The following is a 17836-nucleotide window of genomic DNA, read 5'->3' as shown; positions in this document are numbered from 1 at the left end:
GCGGAGTCCATTGCTTGGGCTGCCGAAGCAGCGTGGAAGCAATGTCCTTCCTTTTGTCTTTCCATCCATTCAAAGAACGTATGAACTCTCCAGTTGAAAGTTCCAAGTAACGACCGGTTGTCGTCTGTGTTGCGCCGCTCAAACCGAAGCGGGGTGCAAAGATACTAGTCGCTTCACACAAAACAAGAAAAAACTGAAATTATTTTTTCTTGTCTCATTCTAGAAGTGTACGTTAAATACAAAATCTAGAACTGTAAAGTTTCATCTCAAAAGAAGAAAAGCTTTTCACTTTTACATGATCAACTTTTTCGCTTTTTAAATGAGATTGCAAAGGTAACATGCATTTATTATTGATTGCAAGCTCTCAACAAAACTTTTTCTTTATGTGAACCGCAACCCCGTTTGGGTTGGGAGTGCAAAGGTAGCATGATTATTTCTAGTTAAACAAGCTTCCGAAATATTTTAGTTCATCTTAGTAAATGAATATAAGACGATCTTCAAAAGGAGCTCTTACAGAAACCGCAGCTACGCTTTACAATAAGCTGTTCGCAATCCGCTTTTCAGATTGGGAGTGCAAAAGTATCAGGCTTTGTTGTCGTATGCAAGAGAGGAACTGAAATAATTTCCGCTCAACATCAACCTTCTCTTAACGCACCTCTACTCTTCCCTAGTCAGTGCGCTGTTGACAAACCACTTACATGCATAGATAAGTTCATGGGCAGCGTAACTTTTTTACCTTACTTCCTGTGGAAATGCTTTGACTGATTCTGCTGGGTCCGATTGCTCACGGTTTGCTTCATATTGCTGAATAAGTTGCCCTAATCGAGCAAGGAAGGGAAGGCCTACACTGTCGTACTCATAAACACCGTCATTGATAACTCCGTCTCGATTCACGTAGAGGACTGCGCTCAGTAGAAATTCATAGTGCTGAGTAGGGCTAATAAAATAAGCTACATCGGCGAGATAGCCGTGAGACATGCCTACTACATTATAGATGCGAAAGGCGGAATCAAGAGATGCTTGGCGAGAGCGACCATAATAGAGGTACTTCTTGTAGGCATCAAAATATTGATTGCCAGTATAAGGCTGATAACCGGAGCTATGGGGAGTATGATGAAGATAGTAACGGAGAAATGCGTAGTCGTTGGGAGTTAGCTTGAAGCGTTGTGTGATAGAAGCGACCTCTGGAAACAGCAAGGACTTCAGAATATCTGTGACATCTTGGAGCGGAAGGTAATTGGCGGTAGTGAAATCATACGGACGAGGAACGATGTGGCCACCGGCTTGATAGGCTCGACCTTTTGCTACATGACCAAGGGGAGACTTGAATGGGACTGGATTGAAAGCTGCTGGTTGTTGATATACAGGCTGACCAGAAATTCCTAGAAAATCTATTGGGTTTGTATGGCGATTAGCAGTAGTGTCGCAGGGAGCAAAGCGGCGTGTGATGCGGACATCGGGGTAGCCTAACTGAGCAAGCCGTTCGTTGAGCGGACGCTGGCTCAGAAATTCATACAAGCGGTTGTAGGCGTTGTTGTCACTAACTAAGAGCATCCGCTTGACGTAGTTGCCAACCGTATTAACTCTGTCGGAGTCGGCAGCGGGATTATACGGGGCGGCAGTTTGGCAACGAAACGCTGTGCGAGTAACCATAGGGCTCCGCCTAGTAAGACCAGCTTGATTCAGCTCATTCAACTTTTCGAGAGCTAAGGCTGCAACTGGCAGCTTCACTAAGCTAGCCGGATTGAAGTACTGCTTGGAATCTAGTCGGAAGTCGTGCTGGACGAAATGCGGCTGGTTTTGCGCGTCGCGGTTGATTTGCGTGTAGATTATTTGCAATTCATAGTCTGCCGCGCGGTTGATAACAGGTGCTAGATGAGTGTCGGAACGAAGGAGGCTGTCGAGCAGAGGACTGCTGGGGATGCGTACAGTCTGACTATAACCAGGAGACGCAGCATTCTGGCCGAAACTATCTATCCGAAAAACTAGCTGGACAGACAGAACAACAACGCTGAGAAAGGAGCCAGAAAAGTATCGGAGTAGCATTCTACAGTTGTGTATTTAAATCAAAACTCAGCCGCTTACCTCCTACTTTATAAAGGAGGTTAACCATCAATCAGACGCTCCAAGAGTGCGGACTAATTACAACAACACGACTTCTACTACGAGTAACGCAACAGAAAGCCGTAGCTGTTAGCTACGGCTTTCTGTTGCGTTAGAATCGAGATACGCTGAAACCAGAAGCTAGATAGGTTTCTGCCGACGTGCGAGCAACAAGTTGGAATCGTTTTGCCGCCAGTTGTAGCCAGTACCAAAAGGGAGAGGGCGCGGCCGGTTAACGGTGTCGGCATAGGCCACAGTCATGGCAGGCTGATAGTGCTTGGCGAAAAGGTTGATGGGCCGTTTGTAAGTGCCGTAGTACGTCAACTGCCAACTTGCGGGGCTAAAATACTTTAAGGCAATGCCAGAATCGTCCTGCAAAACGTAGTTGCTACGCTCTAAAATAAGATTGCGGACTTTACTGAAATAAGGCTTGTGCATGAGGTAAGTGGCTGACTTCACATAAGTGGTTAGTTCACCCAGACTCTTAGCATACTGAATAACAGCATCCTTGTTGGAGCCCATTTTCCAGTCGCTGATATCAGCGGAGAAGTAATAGACTTTTTGCTCCGCACCCGCTTTGTTGAACATTGTTAGCTCAACTCCGGGAATAATTTTCGGACCGGGCCTCTGAATTACCGTGCTGTCTGCATCCGTGAGTTCACCCTTTGTGTTGAGTTGCACATAACGCACGTTCTGCACTTGATGCCCGGTGCGGGTAGCGAAAAGCAGCATTACTGGTAAAACGCCATTCAACATCACGGGCTTAGGAGCCTTCACGGTTGCATTTGCAGTGGTATTGGAGAGAGTATCCTTCGATCCTGTTGCTTTCGACTGTACCCCTGGCTTAGGTGAACTATTCGCTTTGCTGGAGTTTAGCTCAACTGCCATGTCGTTGGTGCGGAAGAAGCTGAAATTTAGCACCGACCAGAGTGCAGCTTTGAGAGCCGGGAAAAGCTTGGGATTTTCGAGCGTACTACGCCGTGGTACTGAACCTACTGGCTCCAGACCAAGTAGCACGTAGGTTTTGCTATCGGGAAACATGGTCACGGCATTCAGCAGATCGGGGCCACTGAAGGGATAGAACACAGTGGGACTGTTGGCGCGTACAGAATCAAGTTCGGTTGCTGCCCAGCCCTCGATCTTGTTGGTGCGGGTGGCATGGTATTGCGTCCAGCTTTTGTCGGCATCGGCTGCAAAACTTTGCCAAGCAGGTTGTGCCGTGAGAGGACGCAATGCACTCTGGCTACTAACCGGCTGCCCGGCCAGATACGCTGCTACATCTTGCACGTCAGCTGTATCCGGGCGAGTGGGCTCAGGAGCGGAAATGGCAGCAACAGTATCGACCGTTGGGGCAGGTCTTGCGGACTCAGGCTGTTTGGTTTGGGGTTTCTTTTGTTCGGTACAAGCCGCAAGAAGTAGTAAAGCGGCCGAAAAGGTGAATCGGCAAACCGGAAAACGCATCAGGCACGATGTTGATGAGGAGCGAAAGTTACTGAATACTGGTTGAGGTGACGCCAACTACTAACGCGCAACCTACTACCATATGATGTGAGCTGGCTTTGCTGGCCCTAGTGCTCGTTGGTAACTTTGCCTTTCTACAAAACAGTAGATGCACGAGGAACAGCTTTTCTTCTACTTGTGACTTGCTATTAGCGCACGAAACCGCATAGCTAAAGCCTACTCAGCAGATTGACGACGTAGACTTACAAAGTAGATAAGCAAACCAACAAATACGGTTGCCAACCCATACAGTGACTCTTTGGGCTTATCGTGGACGATGAACCAGAGTGTCCAGCCATTGAGTAATAGGAACAGTAACGGGGTGAGTGGGTAGCCCCAGGCCCGATAGGGCCGCGGTAGCTCTGGCTGGCGCACCCGCAAGACAAATAAGCCCAGTACTGTCAGGAACGTAAACAGGCTTAGCACAAACCCAGCGTAGAGCAGTACTTGCTCGAATGTGGAGGTGATAATAAAGAGAAGCGTCAGCGCTGTCTGGAACAGTGTGGCTCGTACGGGTATGCCGGTGGCACTGAGCTTGGCAAGACCACCAAGAGTTGGAAGATCTTCACCCATCACCTGCACAACGCGAGGTCCGGCAAAAATCATGGAGCTGATGGTAGACAACAGCAATACAGCAATGATGCCTCCCATTAGCCGCCCACCTATGGCGCCGAAAATTTGCGTGGCGGCCACAAAGCCCACTTCCACCTGCCCCTTTAACTTGTCTAGCGGAGTGGAATACAGAAACACGAAATTCAGTCCTATATATAATAGGAGTACGGCGGCCGTACCAATGAGCAAGATGCGGGGCAGGTTGCGTTGTGGTTCTGTTACTTCGCCGGTGAGATATACGGCTGCATTCCAGCCTGAATAAGCATAGGACACATATACCAGCGAAATAGCGAAGGCAGGACTCAATACCTCTCGCCAGCTTATGACAGTAGGTATAAAGGGTATCGATTGGGGAGTAGCAGCCAGTAGTCCGGCCCCAATAAAAGCGACTAGCACCAACACTTTAATTGCGGTAACTGCCACTTGTAACCGGCTGCCGAGTTGGCGGCTCATGGCATGAACAGCCGTGAAAGCTAAAACTACCCCCACTGACAGCCATTCAGGCTGAAGGGCAGGCCAAACACTTTTGGCGTATTTGCCGAGCGCCATGGCAGCCAACGCCGTAGGAGCAGCAAAGCCCACCGTGGCGGACACCCACCCCGACAGGAAACCAACGGCTGGATGATAAATGCGGGATAGGAAATGGTACTCGCCACCTGAACGCGGCATGGCCGCGGCAAGCTCTCCGTAGCTCAATGCACCGCACAGGGCAATCAGCCCTCCTACTGCCCAGAGCATCAGCAGTGCGAAACCACTTTGAATATCGATAACCTGAAAGCCGAGACTAGTAAATACTCCCGTGCCGACCATATTGGCAACAACGATGGCAACACCAGTTGTGCGACTGATTTTATAGGTGTCAGTAGACGGCTGCGGCATGGGGAGGTAATTGCGGAGCTAAAGATGCAAAGTTGCAGTGACTGTGTTCACCGACCGTTTCATTTACTTCTCGCAGAATACTACATAAAGCAACAAGCCCCTGGCGCTTGTAAGGGCGCAGGGGCTTGTTGCTTAATCAAATATCTACCCGAAGAAAGGTCCGGCTGGTGAGCTTACACTACCTTAGGGCGCTTGTACAGTGGCACTGTGCTGCAAGGCTCCCCGTACATAATGCTTGACGTCACGGGCAGCAGTTTCTGCATGATGGCCACGTAGGCATACGTAGGTACGGGCTTTTCACCACAACCCTTCACCACCACTTTCGCGTCGCGGTACTCTTCGGCATCGATGCTGGCAATAGCTTCATGGAACAACTCCTGCTCAAGCGCTTCCAGATTACCAAACACGTAACGATGCGCGTGGCCTTGGAGCTTACTGGCTAGCAGCATATAGGCCCAGGTAGGCACAATGGCATCGGTCGAGCAAATGATGGCTACATTCTTACCATCATACTGGCTCCAGTCATGAGTTTTGATAAACTCCCGAAAATCCTTTTCGCGCAGCATCAGCCCATGGAAAAGGTTCTCTTTAATATCATACACAACTCGCTCACCGGGATGAATGAATTCTTCCAGATTGAGAGAAGTAAGGGCGCTTTGCGCTACGCGGTTAACAATGATGTCTTCCATGGCAAGTTGTAACGCCAAGCTCCAACTTGGCGAATCGATTGACGATGTCGGATAAATAGGGCAACTGATGACAACGAACTGAGCAGGCCCTTTTTGCTGCTATTTCACTTTGGGTGTCGTAGTGTATACTTCTTTCAAATAGAATGGCTCGTAATAAGCTACGTCCCGAAATTCACCACGCCGATACGCTTCCACTGCTAATGCCCCCACGGCCATAGCCGAAGGCTCGATACCAGTTAAGAAGCTAGCGTTAGGATTGTTGGCAACCAGCGGCTGAAACTTCGTTGCGCCGTTACCAAAGCATAACAAACGATGGTGGGCTAATTGTTCGGCCAGCGTATCAGAATCGAGCACTAGCGGCGTAGGAGCTACTATTTCTTGTCCATCGTGCGTGTAAACGGCTGAGTACACCTCCATCCGCCGCGCATCAAGCATAGGACAGAATAAAATATCTTCAGCGGAAGCAGTCACGGCTGCCACCTGCTGGGCCAGTGCTTGCAAGGTACTCACGGCTACCAACGGAATGTTGAGTGCATAACACAAGCCCTTGGCGGCAGCAGCTCCAATCCGCAGCCCTGTATAGGAACCCGGCCCGTCGGAAACAGCTACGGCTGCTACATCTTGCAAGGTATGCTGGCTGTTTTCCAGCAGTTGGCTCACCAGTACGCTTAAGTGAGAGGAGTGCGACTTTTCCAATCGTAGCTCCGTCTGTCCCAGTAAGTTGCCATCACTTAATTGGTGTAAGGCAACGGAGCAAACGGGTGACGAGGTTTCGAGGGAAAGGATGAGGTTGGGCATAGGGCAAAGATACGGCTTCACCTTCTGCCATTTCAGAGCCAAGCTTATGAATAGCTACTTATGAATTCACGTCAAATAAAGCGCAACAAAAAAGCAGGCTCGGGGCTGAGTCTGCTTTCTGTAATTAGAAGTATCAGTTATTATTTGTTCGAGCCAGTTCCCTTCGTGCTACTAGCGGCTCTGCCGCTTGGGCGCAATAAGGCAGCATAACGGTTGGGGTCGTTGAGCACGCTCATAGCCATCAGAATGTTGGGGTCGTCGTCGAAGGTGGCTTCAATCTGGCCTTTCTGGAAGTAGTAACGCGACACGATTTCCTGCTCCAGCAAGTCTTTGATTTCTGGTTTGAAGCGAATCAAATCGTTGCTCTTGTTGGTGCTCACCTTGCGGCGCATAGCTTCCAACTCGGTTTTCACGTCATCGTAGTGCTTTTCTTCCTTCACCTTCTTTGTGAGGTCAGCCAATGACTTTTCAGCGTCGGTGCTGTAGCTGATGTCTTTGCCTTTTAGGAAGTCCACGAATTTCTGGTACTCGGCATCAGCAAGCTTAAACTGCCGAGCCGGCGCAATGGTAGAGTGTTCGGCGCGGTAGCGGGTAGCGTAATCGAAGAGGTAGCTCTTCTGCAATAACACACGGGTGATGTCGGCAATTTCGCGGTCCTGCACCTCCACGTCGGGTGCTACACCGCCACCATCGTACACGGTACGGCCAGCTTGGGTTTTGAAGGCCGTGCGCAAAGAATCTGGCACCTTACCTAGCGTACCGTCATCAGCACGGTGGGCGTAGTCGATTTCCTGGATGCAACGGCCGCTTGGGATGTAGTATTTGGCAGTCGTTACTTTTAGCTGCGAGTTGTAGCTGAGTGGTCGGGTGGCCTGTACCAAGCCTTTGCCGAAGGTCCTCTCTCCTATCACCACGGCCCGGTCGTAATCCTGCAACACACCCGACACGATTTCAGAAGCGGAAGCCGAGCGGTTGGAAGTAATGATGGCGACTGGAATCTGCGTATCGAAGGGTACGTCGAGGGCTTTGTAAGTTTTATTCCACTCCGTCACCTTGCCCTTGGTACTTACAATGTCGAGACCTTTATCCACAAACAGGTTGGAGATATTAACCGATTCATTAAGCAGGCCGCCGGGATTGTCGCGGATGTCAAACACTATTTTCTTGGCCCCCTGCTCTTTGAGCTTGGTGAGGGCCATACGCACTTCCTTACCTGCATCTACTGTGAAGCCGGCGAGCTGGAAGTAGCCGATGTCGTTGGTCAGCATGCCGTAGTACGGCACATTGTCCACCTGAATTTTGTCGCGAGTGATGTTAATTTCAACTGGTGCGTCTTGGCCGTAGCGGGTCACCATCAGCTTTACCAAGGAGTTGGCCTGCCCTTTCAGCAGTTTACTGATGTCGTTGTTGTTCTTTTTCTCAACGTTGACGCCGTTGATAGTCATGATTTCGTCGCCAGGTAGCAAGCCAGCTTTCTGAGCCGGATAGCCTTCGTAAGCTGCCTGCACAACTGTTTTGCCACCACGCTTGATTACTACCGCTCCGATACCGCCATACTGGCCGGTGGTTAACGTGCGGAAATCCTCGATATCATCTTCCGGGATATAGTTGGTATACGGATCGAGCGACTTCAGCATGGCGTCGATACCCGTCTTTACCAGTTTAGCGGGTGGCACCTCGTCCACGTAATAGGTATTTACTTCCTTGAAGAGAGTAGCGAATATGTCGAGGTTCTTAGCAATTTCGAAATATCGCTCGTTGTCGGCCGAAGAGGCGGCAACAGATAGCAGTGTGGCTCCCCCCAGAAGCAACCCGGCCACAATAGACTTTTTACGCATAAATGAAGGCTGGTATAACCCTTACCACTAGCTGCTTCACAACAAGAAGCCTATTGGCAAGAACAAATGGTGCCGCGGCAGTCAGTGAAGCTACGACTAATTCAAGGACGCTTTTTTCGGTCCTTTGTTGCGGGTGCAACGAAGGGTTCGGTTAATAAACGCTCCAGCCCTGAAATTAATTTTTTTTCAACCAGCGCGAAAGGCTTTTTTTCTTTGCCGGTGTAGATAATTGCGAGTAGCCTAATGGGATGACCACCATCCACTTCGGTGAGGCGGTGCTTGTTGAGGCGGTAGGCCTCGCGCATAAGACGCTTTAAATTATTCCGGTCGACGGCACGCTTAAAATTGCGCTTGCTCACGCTAACCAGCACCTGTGGGGGCGCGGCAGTGGGGGCCTCGGTAGGCAGCCACACCAATCGGAGGGGGTATAAACCAAAAGAAGAACCCCGACCGAAAAGCTCATCGATGAGCTTTTTACGGCACAGGTGTTCTTCTTTCGAAAACGAGTAGGAACGAACCCTATCCTCTGGCTTCTCTCCTACAGGTGAAACGCCAGACGGCAAGAGGTTACTCACAGGCGCTTAGCGCTTGTGGCGGCCTTCGTCGGATACAGTCAGGCGCTTGCGGCCTTTGGCACGGCGGCGGGCTAGCACGTTGCGGCCGTTGGCGGTTTCCATGCGTGAGCGGAAGCCATGCTTGTTGCGGCGTTTGCGCTGCGAAGGCTGGAAGGTACGTTTCATGATATAGTTAAATGGCTCAGTGACAAGTAAGGCCGGCAAAGGTACGAGCTTGAGTTTAAAAAGACAAAGCTGTTGCCACCTTTTTTCTGTCAGTTGTTGCTAGCAATCATAAGATTTTCGGTTGCTTACCCTAGTCGCAACTCCAGCTTTGCCCGTATCAAAGCACACGTTTTATCCGCGTTTTTCAACCGGATAGCCGTAGCTTTACACCAGGTTTTCTGCCTACCCGCTCCGCGTTTCTATGATTCACTATTACGTTTCGTTCGAGAACCCGCTTACTTTTTTCGTGCAGATGCAAATGACTTTCGAGGTCCCGAAAGAGGGCCCCGAAACGCTGGAATTGCAATTGCCTGCCTGGCGGCCCGGACGCTACGAGCTACAGAATTTCGCCCAGAAGATTCAACGCGTAGAGATAATTGATGCCGCTTCGCAGGAAGTATTACCATCGCGCAAGCTCACGAAAGACCGTTGGGAAGTAACGGGTGCATTGGGCCGGACGGTACAGGTGCACTACAACTTTTACGCCCATCAAATGGATGCCGGCGGCTCGTGGCTAGATGAAACGCAGCTCTATTTAAACCCCGTGCAAGGGTTTATGTACATAGAAGGCCGGCAACAAGAGCCTTGTCAGGTGCAGCTACAACTTCCTGATGGTTGGCAATTGGCGTGTGGCCTGCCACAAAGTGGTCCTAACACACTACAGGCGCAGAATTTCGATCATCTGGCCGATTCGCCTCTTATTGCTAGTCCTACCTTACAATATCGCAACTACGAGGTAGAGAGCTTACCCTTCTACATCTGGATTCAGGGAGAGTGCTCCGTGGATTGGGCGCGACTGGTTGCGGACTTCCGGGCGTTTAGCGCAGAGCAGCTTGCATTGTTCGGCTCGTTTCCGGCGCAGGATTATCATTTCCTGAACCAGATCTTGCCTTACAAGCACTACCACGGCGTAGAGCACCTCAATTCCACCGTAATTACGCTAGGGCCAGCCGAACTGCTAATGACGGAAGGCCTGTACAAGGAATTACTAGGCGTTAGCTGCCACGAATTATTTCACGCCTGGAACATCAAAAGCATCCGGCCGGCTGAAATGCAGCCCTACGATTACTCCAAGGAAAACTACTTCCGTACCTGCTTCATTGCGGAGGGTGTCACTACGTACTATGGAGAGTACCTATTGGCCCGCGCCGGAGTGCGTACTGCTGCACAATATTTCGCGGAACTGAACACGGTTTTGCGCAAGCACTACGACGACTACGGGCGCTACAACCTTTCCCTAGCCGATGCCAGCATGGACCTGTGGCTAGACGGCTATAAGGCCGGCATACCCGACCGAAAAGTATCGGTGTACCACAAAGGAGCCCTAGTGGCGCTATTGCTTGATATTACGCTACGCCGCCTCTCCAACCACGCCCGCAGCCTCGATCAGGTGATGCGCCGGCTATGGGAAGAGTTTGGCCAGACTGGCATTGGGTACACTGAGCAGGATTACATACGGATTGTGAACGAGGTAGCAGGGCGCGATATGCAAGCGTATTTCGACAAATTTATTTACGGCACCGCGCCGCTAGAAGAACCGCTCGACAAAGCCCTGAGCTTTGTGGGCTGCACGCTCCGTATCCAAGAAAATGCAGCCCCATCGGAAGGTGTATTCGGCTTTCGCACGGTGCTAAAAAACGAGCGTACGGAAGTAACCGATATTCTGCCGGGCTCACCAGCGGCGGCGGCACTTACCGTCGACGATGAAATAGTGGCTGTGAATGGTCGGCGGGTGGAAATGAACTTGCATAGTTTGCTTTCCACCCGAGAAGATCAGCAATACGAAGTCAGCGTGTTTCGACAAAATCGGCTGCTCACAGTGCCCCTGATCGGGCAAGATGGGCAGCGTTTTTGGCAAAAGATTACCATTGAAAAGCTGCCCGACGCTACGCCCGAGCAGCAGGCTAGCTTCCGGAGTTGGTTGAAGCAGGAGTTTTAAGCGCGGCGTTTAGTTTTCAATTACTTCCATGTTCCGGCTTCGTGCGGTGATAGTAGTGCTGCCTCTGGCGATACTCCTATTATCTTGTTCTTTCCGAGGCCCCGCTGAGCGGGCGCAACCGGGTGTGCCTACCACATCCCCAGTTGCGCCGTTACCACGCCCGAATCCGCCGCGCATCTACCGCCTCGGCCACCTCGACACCTTGGTACAACTGCCAGGCCGGGTACTAACCATCCATCAGGCCTCTCGGGGCGTGTACGAGAAATTGCCCCAAACACTGAAGCTTCCTCCCGTGCCTAGTTCTGCGGAGGAAGAAGCAACGTTCGACTTTGCAGCCGAAGAACGCCTTCGGTTACGCACCGCTGGCCCAATGGTACAGCGCAAGAATACTACCCTGTGGCTGCGCCCGACTCGTACCAAACCCCTTCGGTTCATCAATAATGCCTCCGAAGATGAAGCCACTAACGTCGCCTACGAATACATAGCCTCGATGCCCGCTATAAAACAGTGGCTGGTGGCCGTGCGGCTTTATGAGGGCGGTTATTACCTGTTAGTAAACCAGCACACGGGCCGCCGTACCCGCGTTTGGAGTCCGCCGGCGGTTTCGCCTGACGCTCGCCACTTTGTGTGCGGCAACTCCGATGTGCTAGCTCGCTACGAACCTAATGGGCTTCAGGTATGGGCCGTGGAAGATGGCAACCTTCACCTTTTGTGGGAGCGGCAGACCGAATGGGGCTGTACGCAGCCGCGCTGGCTCGACAACAAAACCATCCTCTTCGAGCAAGATTTCTTCGACAAAGACGACGTGGATACTCGCGTGGTGCGCCTGACTGTGGTGCCCTAGCACCACGCGAACAGCCTGAAAACAATACTTTAAAACAAAAAGCCCCTGTTGAGCTTCAACAGGGGCTTTTTATGAATATAAAGAAGTATTTCTACTTCTGATTTTGCTGGCTTGGATTTGGGTTGTTGCGAGGCTTGTTGATGCGGGAGTGACGCACTTCGTTGAAATTGCCACCCGGTGTGTTGTTCTTGATTTGGTTACCGGTTTCGGTGATGTAGTTCTGATTCAGGTTTTGCACGCCGTCGGCATTCGCCTCCATGCTAGGATCAATGGAAGCAGGCATCCCATTCAGAGCATCGGGGCCCATGGGCGAATTGATTTTCTGATTCGACGTGGGGTTTTCTTTTTTATGCTTAGACATGGCAGTAGAAGCTAGAGGGTGAAGGATTCTTCTCTCTTTTACCACCTTGCTTGTCATAGGGTTGTCAAAACGAATGAGAGTTTATTGAAGAAGCCGCCGGAAGCTGAAGCATATGTAGCTTCAGTTTCGGGCGGCTTCTTTCAAGTTGTGCTTCAGCTTATAGGAGCTACGCGTTCTGCGTAGCCGTGGCTGGCACTACAGCTACTAGGTCAGCAAATTTCTGCTCCCGGGCTTCCACTTCTTCTGGCGTTAGGTTCAGCAAACGCTCCGTACCGAACTTCTCTACGCAGAAAGAAGCCATGGCCGATCCGTGTACTACAGCACGCTTCATGTTCTCGAAGCTGATGTCGTCGGTAGCGGCGAGGTAACCGATGAAGCCACCTGCGAAGGTGTCGCCAGCGCCAGTTGGGTCAAACACTTCTTCTAGGGGCAGCGCTGGCGCATAAAACACTTTGTTTTTGCAGAACAGCAGCGCGCCATGTTCGCCCTTCTTAATAATTACCGTCTTAGGGCCCATGCCCATGATAATCTTAGCGGCTTTCACTAAGGAGTGCTGGCCCGAAAGCTGGCGAGCTTCTTCATCATTGATGCTGAGTACGTCCACCATTTCGATGGTTGTCTTTAGCTCGTCCAGCGCCACGTCCATCCAGAAGTTCATCGTGTCCATAACGATGAGCTTGGGACGATTGACAAGGCGCTGAATCACCAGACGCTGCACCTGAGGTGCCAAGTTGCCAAGCATCAAGTACTTGCAGTCTTGGTAGCTGTCGGGCAGAATGGGGTCGAAATTGGCTAGCACGTTGAGTTCGGTAACCAGCGTTTCGCGCGAGTTCAGGTCATTGGAATACTTTCCCGACCAGAAAAACGACTTTTCACCTTCTTTGATTTGCAAACCTTCCGTGTTCACGCCGTGCTCTTCGAGAAGCAGGATGTCGGATTGCGGAAAATCGTCGCCTACTACGGCTACCAGTTTCACCGGCTTCAGCGAGTAGCTAGCCGAAAGGGAGATGTACGTAGCAGCGCCACCGATAATTTTGTCGGTTTTGCCGAAGGGCGTTTCTAAAGCATCGAAGGCTACGGAGCCGATTACGACCAAGCTCATATTAAAAGAAGTAAGAGTGATTCAAGCAGATAATTTGTTTTGCAACGCTACAAATATCCAAATCCTTCCGCACTACGCCCGATTTTGTTGAATTAGCTGCTCCACAGCAGCATACCGTTGCAGCTAAACACTTGATAAAGAGCAGCTATATATTAAAATAAAAAGCCTCAAGCAGGGCGCTTGAGGCTTTCGTGGTGGGTAAGTAATGGGGCTCGAACCCACGACCTTCGGAATCACAATCCGACGCTCTAACCAGCTGAGCTATACCTACCGTGTTGGGTAATGGAGCAACAAAAGTAGCGGATACCGACGAATTCGCAAGTTTAACAAGCACTTTTTTATGCTGATGGTGTTCTTGATCATCAAATAAGAGCGCAACTTCCCTTCCCGCTTGCTTGTAAGTTGCTCTTTAGCTTTCACCTGCGGGTTGGGATAGGGTTCCGTACCTTTGCGCCTCGTACTTTTTTCTTTGTCATGTCCGATACGCCGCAGGCGGTTTCTTTCGCCGATTTCAAGCTCAACAAGCAATTACTCACGGCCGTGGCCGAAGCCGGTTTTACCGAGCCCACCCCTGTGCAGATGCAAACTATTCCGTTGCTGCTGGCTGGCCACGACGTGCTAGGTATTGCCCAGACTGGCACCGGCAAGACGGCGGCTTTCGGGCTGCCGCTCTTGATGAAAGTAAAATACGCCCAAGGCCAAAACCCACGGGCTCTAATTCTAGCTCCCACGCGCGAGCTAGCCATGCAGATTGAGACGCACCTTAAGCGCCTCGCCACCTACACCGACCTTCGCATTTTTGCCATTTACGGTGGCTTAGGACCTAAAACGCAAATTGAAACCATTGCGAAAGGGGTAGACATACTAATTGCCACGCCTGGCCGATTGTTGGAGCTATACCTACGGGGCGACTTGGTGCTGAAGGAGTTGAAAACGCTGGTTCTCGATGAGGCCGACAAGATGATGGATATGGGCTTCATGCCCCAGATCCGGAAGATCTTGGAAGTTATTCCGAGCAAGCGGCAGAATGCGCTGTTCTCAGCCACCATGGCCGAGAAAGTAACGATGCTGAGTGAGGAGTTTCTGGAATTTCCGATGCGTGTTGAGGTAACGCCTTCGGCTACCTCGGCTCAGAACGTAACGCAGAGCTTGTATGAAGTGCCCAACCTGGTGACCAAAATTAACTTGCTCGGGTATCTGCTCCGCGACCAAGCTACCTTCAACCGGGTGATGATTTTCACGCGTAGCAAGGTGCACGCCGAAAATGTAGCACACTTTCTGGGCCGTAGAATTGCGGGGGAGGTGCGCGCCATTCATGGCAACAAGGGCCAGAACTCGCGCATCAACGCCATGGAGGAGTTTAAAGCGGGTAATGTGCGTTTTCTGGTAGCCACGGATGTAGCAGCCCGGGGCATCGACGTACCGGAAGTGAGCCACGTTATCAATTTTGATGTGCCCCTGATCTACGACGACTATGTGCACCGCATTGGGCGCACCGGGCGGGCACAGCACACGGGGGCGGCCATCACCTTCGCCAACGAAGCCGAGATGCACCACATAGCCCGCATTGAAGAGCTGATTAAGCAGCCTATTCCGCTGGTGCCTTTCCCAGCGGAGGTGGAAGTGGCCGAAACGCCCTTCGAAGAGCAGCAAAGCATGAACCGCGAGCAGGATGAGCGGCGGCGGCGCGAAGACCCTAACTTTAAAGGGGCTTTCCACGAGCGGAAAGAGTACGTGAAGCCCGGCGTGACGATTGACAAGCGCACCGGCCGAACCTACGTGGAAGGGCCTAACCGCAGCCAGAAAGGCAATAAGGCTCGCCCCTCGAAAGGCACTGCTTCTAAACCTGCGGTGAAAGCAGTGAAGGCTGCCATTGCTCGCTCGAAAGGCAAACGAAAGTAAAGCCGCAGTAGCATGATTTACTGAACTCAAAATGAAGTGAAACCGAAAGCGGTGGGCCATGTGGCCCGCCGCTTTCGGTTTCTACTATCTGGCATCAATCTACACTGTAGGTCAGTGATGAAATATGGCTAAGTGACTGAAGCGGATGGCTAGCATTGTGAAGGCGCCTCCCCACAGCACGGCGCTCCAAAGCATGTGAACCAAAATGCGCCAACGAGGCACGTGCAGTTGCGTGGCAATGACGGTGCCGCCAATAGGGCTAAACAGAATAGGCGTTAGAAAGGCAATGCCTCCCATACCAAAGCGCCGAAAGATGCTCACGATGCGGCGGCTCTTGCGGCTAAACAGCGGCTTACCCTTTTCCTCACGCTTGCGGCGCAGGTGCAGCGCCCACATCTTCCCAACTCCCGAAACAAGCACCACCGTAGTCATCATACCCGCCACAGAGAGTCCCCAAATAAGAGGAAACGATAGTCCGGCCGCAATGCCTGCTACCGGGGCGGCCACAAATTTGACCATCCCCAGCAAGAAAACGGAAGCGTATTTGAAGAGGTGAGGTAACACGAGGTGAGCAGCAGATGATAAAGAAGAAAAAGGCGCCGTGGTTGAACTCGAAATTACAAAGAACTAAGGCACTCTGTTGGTTCAAACTAAAAACGTAACAGCGAGAACATGTAACGTGAAACTTTCAGTCTGTGATGCTTTTAATGCGAACTACGGCAGCCCCCACTCCTACCGTTTACAGCTTGGTACCATACGATAAGTCGCCGGCATCACCGAGGCCAGGCACGATGTAGGCTTGGTCATTTAGCTTTTCATCGATAGCGGCTACCCAGAGTGTGGCTTCGGGAATTTCGCGAGTAACGTGAGCAACACCTTCAGGGCTGGCAATAACGGCAGCAATGTGTACCTGACGGGGCGTACCAAAACGCAGCATGGCCCGGTAGGTTTGCACCAACGACTTGCCAGAAGCCAGCATAGGATCAGCTAGAATCAAGACCCGCTCATCGAGCCGCGGCGCCGACAGATAATCAACCTGTACCTGCACCTGAGCGGTACCCTCGATGCGGTAAGCCGCCACAAATGCGCTAGGCGACTGGTCGAAATAGTTGAGGAAACCCTGGTGAAACGGCAACCCAGCGCGGAGCACAGTAGCCAGAATAGGAAAATCGTGGAGTTGCTTGCTGCGAGACTCACCGAGCGGAGTTCGCACGGTCTTGTCAGTATAGCTAAGCTGGGAGCTGATGCGGTAGGCTATTATTTCGCCCAGGCGCTGCAAGTTGCGCCGGAAGCGCAGGGAGTCGCGTTGCACTTCCACATCGCGCAGCTCGGCAAGAAAATGATTGGCAATTGAGGGCTCGGCGCACACTACATGCACGCGGGGGGCCGGCTCAGTGGCAGTCAGGTCGGAAGTGGCGGGGGTTAGCGGATCCATTGCAGGTACCAGGGACGTTGGGTGAAAGAAAGGGCCACATAGGGTACGGGCGTGGCCCCGAAGTTGGCGAAAAAACGGGCAATTGATTCTATCATTCCTCCCTCGAAATCGAGGACGAGTTCGGGAGTGCCTGCATAGCGCTGAATCACGTAATCGAGCAGCAGCAGTGGGGCGGCGGCTTTCTTACCGGCCGGTGAGGCAGCCGCAAATAAATAGATAAGCCGCGTGCGAAATTTCACAAATAGCGCCGCCGCTAGCAGTTCACCGGTTTCGGGCCCCCGCACTTCCAGCAGTAAGGCTTGGTTGTGCTGTTGCAGCGCCGCATATAAAGTTTGAAGTTGCTGGTAATGCTTGCTTTTCAGGCCAGCAGCTTTTCCGCTGTGCTGCTTGAACAGCGCTAGCATTTCGTCTACGGAAGCGGCCGCCTTAACAGTAAGCGGTGTAAACAATTGGTTGCTCAGACGCAGCCGACGACGATAATCGGCCGCATAACCGGCGTGCAGCGTAGCGTACTCAGGTTGCAGTGGCAAATGATACGTGACACGAGCTTGGCTGGTGAAAGGCGTCAATGGCGGCGGTATCGGCGTCTGGTCGTTGAGCTGGGTATAGAGGCGGGCGTAGCGCTTTGGTAAAAGGCGCAGGTGTTGCAGCAGATCAGCGAATTGGCTTTCCGGCAGCGTCAGCAAGCCCAACTGCTGGGTGAAGGCCGGCTGATACACCTCCTTCCCCTGGAGGCGCCACTTGATGGGCAGCGGCAGCACCGATAGGTACCGGCCCGTGCCCTCCTCTACTTCCACCGAAGCTTCCCACCGACCAGCTGTTGCGTGTAGCCACCACGAGCAAGCATAAGGCACTACTTCGCGGGCGGCTGCTACACAGGCATCCCACGCGGCAAGGTCAAGTTCAGAATAGCGGAGCAGACGAGGTGGCACGCAGTAAAGGTAGCCAGCCGCGCACCTAGAGGCACTATACCAGCCCCAACTCGAGCTTGCCAGATATACGGAACAGCCACTTAGTCACGTTGCTGCATCTTACTCTTGTGGCAAGTGCGTAGG

At 51.9% G+C, this 17836-nt stretch carries 16 protein-coding genes and 1 tRNA gene; 3 read left to right on the top strand and 14 right to left on the bottom strand.

All coding sequences use genetic code 11. The annotated features are described in order from the left end of the window. Nucleotides 1-732: 732 nt before the first annotated feature. The 8 genes from P1X16_RS24960 to rpmH all read right to left on the bottom strand — a co-directional run bounded on the left by P1X16_RS24960 (nt 733) and on the right by rpmH (nt 9159). Nucleotides 733-2046 carry a serine hydrolase gene (locus tag P1X16_RS24960; RefSeq protein ID WP_277234892.1) on the bottom strand — a complete coding sequence of 438 codons (1314 nt, stop codon included), beginning with the start codon at nt 2044-2046 and terminating at the stop codon, nt 733-735. A 198-nt stretch (nt 2047-2244) separates the two neighbouring features. After that, on the bottom strand, nt 2245-3564 hold the full coding sequence (locus P1X16_RS24955) for a hypothetical protein (RefSeq protein WP_277234891.1): 1320 nt from the start codon (nt 3562-3564) through the stop codon (nt 2245-2247). A gap of 216 nt (nt 3565-3780) precedes the next feature. Beyond that, nucleotides 3781-5094 (bottom strand): amino acid permease, encoded by a 1314-nt coding sequence (locus P1X16_RS24950; protein WP_277234890.1) that lies wholly within the window; start codon nt 5092-5094, stop codon nt 3781-3783. 173 nt (nt 5095-5267) lie between these two features. Further along, nucleotides 5268-5783, bottom strand: a complete 516-nt coding sequence (locus P1X16_RS24945; protein WP_277234889.1) for a DUF2480 family protein — start codon at nt 5781-5783, stop codon at nt 5268-5270. Nucleotides 5784-5882: 99 nt separating this feature from the next. Continuing rightward, nucleotides 5883-6581, bottom strand: a complete 699-nt coding sequence (gene tsaB, locus P1X16_RS24940; protein WP_277234888.1) for a tRNA (adenosine(37)-N6)-threonylcarbamoyltransferase complex dimerization subunit type 1 TsaB — start codon at nt 6579-6581, stop codon at nt 5883-5885. 140 nt (nt 6582-6721) lie between these two features. Then, nucleotides 6722-8419 (bottom strand): S41 family peptidase, encoded by a 1698-nt coding sequence (locus P1X16_RS24935; protein WP_277234887.1) that lies wholly within the window; start codon nt 8417-8419, stop codon nt 6722-6724. A gap of 101 nt (nt 8420-8520) precedes the next feature. Beyond that, nucleotides 8521-8982, bottom strand: a complete 462-nt coding sequence (locus P1X16_RS24930; protein ID WP_277234886.1) for a ribonuclease P protein component — start codon at nt 8980-8982, stop codon at nt 8521-8523. A gap of 18 nt (nt 8983-9000) precedes the next feature. After that, complete coding sequence (rpmH, locus tag P1X16_RS24925; RefSeq protein WP_086596110.1) at nt 9001-9159, bottom strand: 50S ribosomal protein L34; 159 nt, start codon at nt 9157-9159, stop codon at nt 9001-9003. A 241-nt stretch (nt 9160-9400) separates the two neighbouring features. On the opposite strand from rpmH, the gene P1X16_RS24920 reads away from it, so the two are divergent. Beyond that, entirely contained in the window at nt 9401-11137 is a 1737-nt protein-coding gene (locus tag P1X16_RS24920; RefSeq protein WP_277234885.1) for a PDZ domain-containing protein, read from the top strand. 124 nt (nt 11138-11261) lie between these two features. Continuing rightward, complete coding sequence (locus P1X16_RS24915) at nt 11262-11981, top strand: hypothetical protein (RefSeq protein WP_277234884.1); 720 nt, start codon at nt 11262-11264, stop codon at nt 11979-11981. Nucleotides 11982-12072: 91 nt separating this feature from the next. On the opposite strand, the gene P1X16_RS24910 is transcribed toward P1X16_RS24915, so the two are convergent. From P1X16_RS24910 to P1X16_RS24900, 3 genes are all read right to left on the bottom strand, one after another. Next, nucleotides 12073-12342 (bottom strand): hypothetical protein, encoded by a 270-nt coding sequence (locus P1X16_RS24910; RefSeq protein WP_277234882.1) that lies wholly within the window; start codon nt 12340-12342, stop codon nt 12073-12075. Between the two features lie 166 nt (nt 12343-12508). Next, a complete protein-coding gene (locus tag P1X16_RS24905) occupies nt 12509-13444 on the bottom strand; it encodes a PfkB family carbohydrate kinase (RefSeq protein ID WP_277234881.1) in 936 nt (311 codons plus the stop codon). Nucleotides 13445-13640: 196 nt separating this feature from the next. Then, nucleotides 13641-13716: transfer RNA gene (locus tag P1X16_RS24900), tRNA-His, on the bottom strand. 202 nt (nt 13717-13918) lie between these two features. On the opposite strand from P1X16_RS24900, the gene P1X16_RS24895 reads away from it, so the two are divergent. Beyond that, nucleotides 13919-15346 carry a DEAD/DEAH box helicase gene (locus tag P1X16_RS24895; RefSeq protein WP_277234880.1) on the top strand — a complete coding sequence of 476 codons (1428 nt, stop codon included), beginning with the start codon at nt 13919-13921 and terminating at the stop codon, nt 15344-15346. Between the two features lie 111 nt (nt 15347-15457). On the opposite strand, the gene P1X16_RS24890 is transcribed toward P1X16_RS24895, so the two are convergent. The 3 genes from P1X16_RS24890 to P1X16_RS24880 all read right to left on the bottom strand — a co-directional run bounded on the left by P1X16_RS24890 (nt 15458) and on the right by P1X16_RS24880 (nt 17713). Further along, the gene (locus tag P1X16_RS24890; protein ID WP_277234878.1) at nt 15458-15910 is read right to left on the bottom strand and encodes a hypothetical protein; all 453 of its coding nucleotides are present in this window, start codon (nt 15908-15910) and stop codon (nt 15458-15460) included. Between the two features lie 175 nt (nt 15911-16085). Then, on the bottom strand, nt 16086-16781 hold the full coding sequence (upp, locus tag P1X16_RS24885) for a uracil phosphoribosyltransferase (protein WP_277234877.1): 696 nt from the start codon (nt 16779-16781) through the stop codon (nt 16086-16088). Beyond that, entirely contained in the window at nt 16769-17713 is a 945-nt protein-coding gene (locus tag P1X16_RS24880) for a GNAT family N-acetyltransferase (protein ID WP_277234875.1), read from the bottom strand. The genes upp and P1X16_RS24880 overlap by 13 nt, the downstream gene beginning before the upstream one ends. Nucleotides 17714-17836 lie beyond the last annotated feature (123 nt).

Source organism: Hymenobacter sp. YC55, from assembly GCF_029433095.1.
GTDB lineage: Bacteria > Bacteroidota > Bacteroidia > Cytophagales > Hymenobacteraceae > Hymenobacter.
This window is presented reverse-complemented; position numbering and strand designations above follow the sequence as displayed.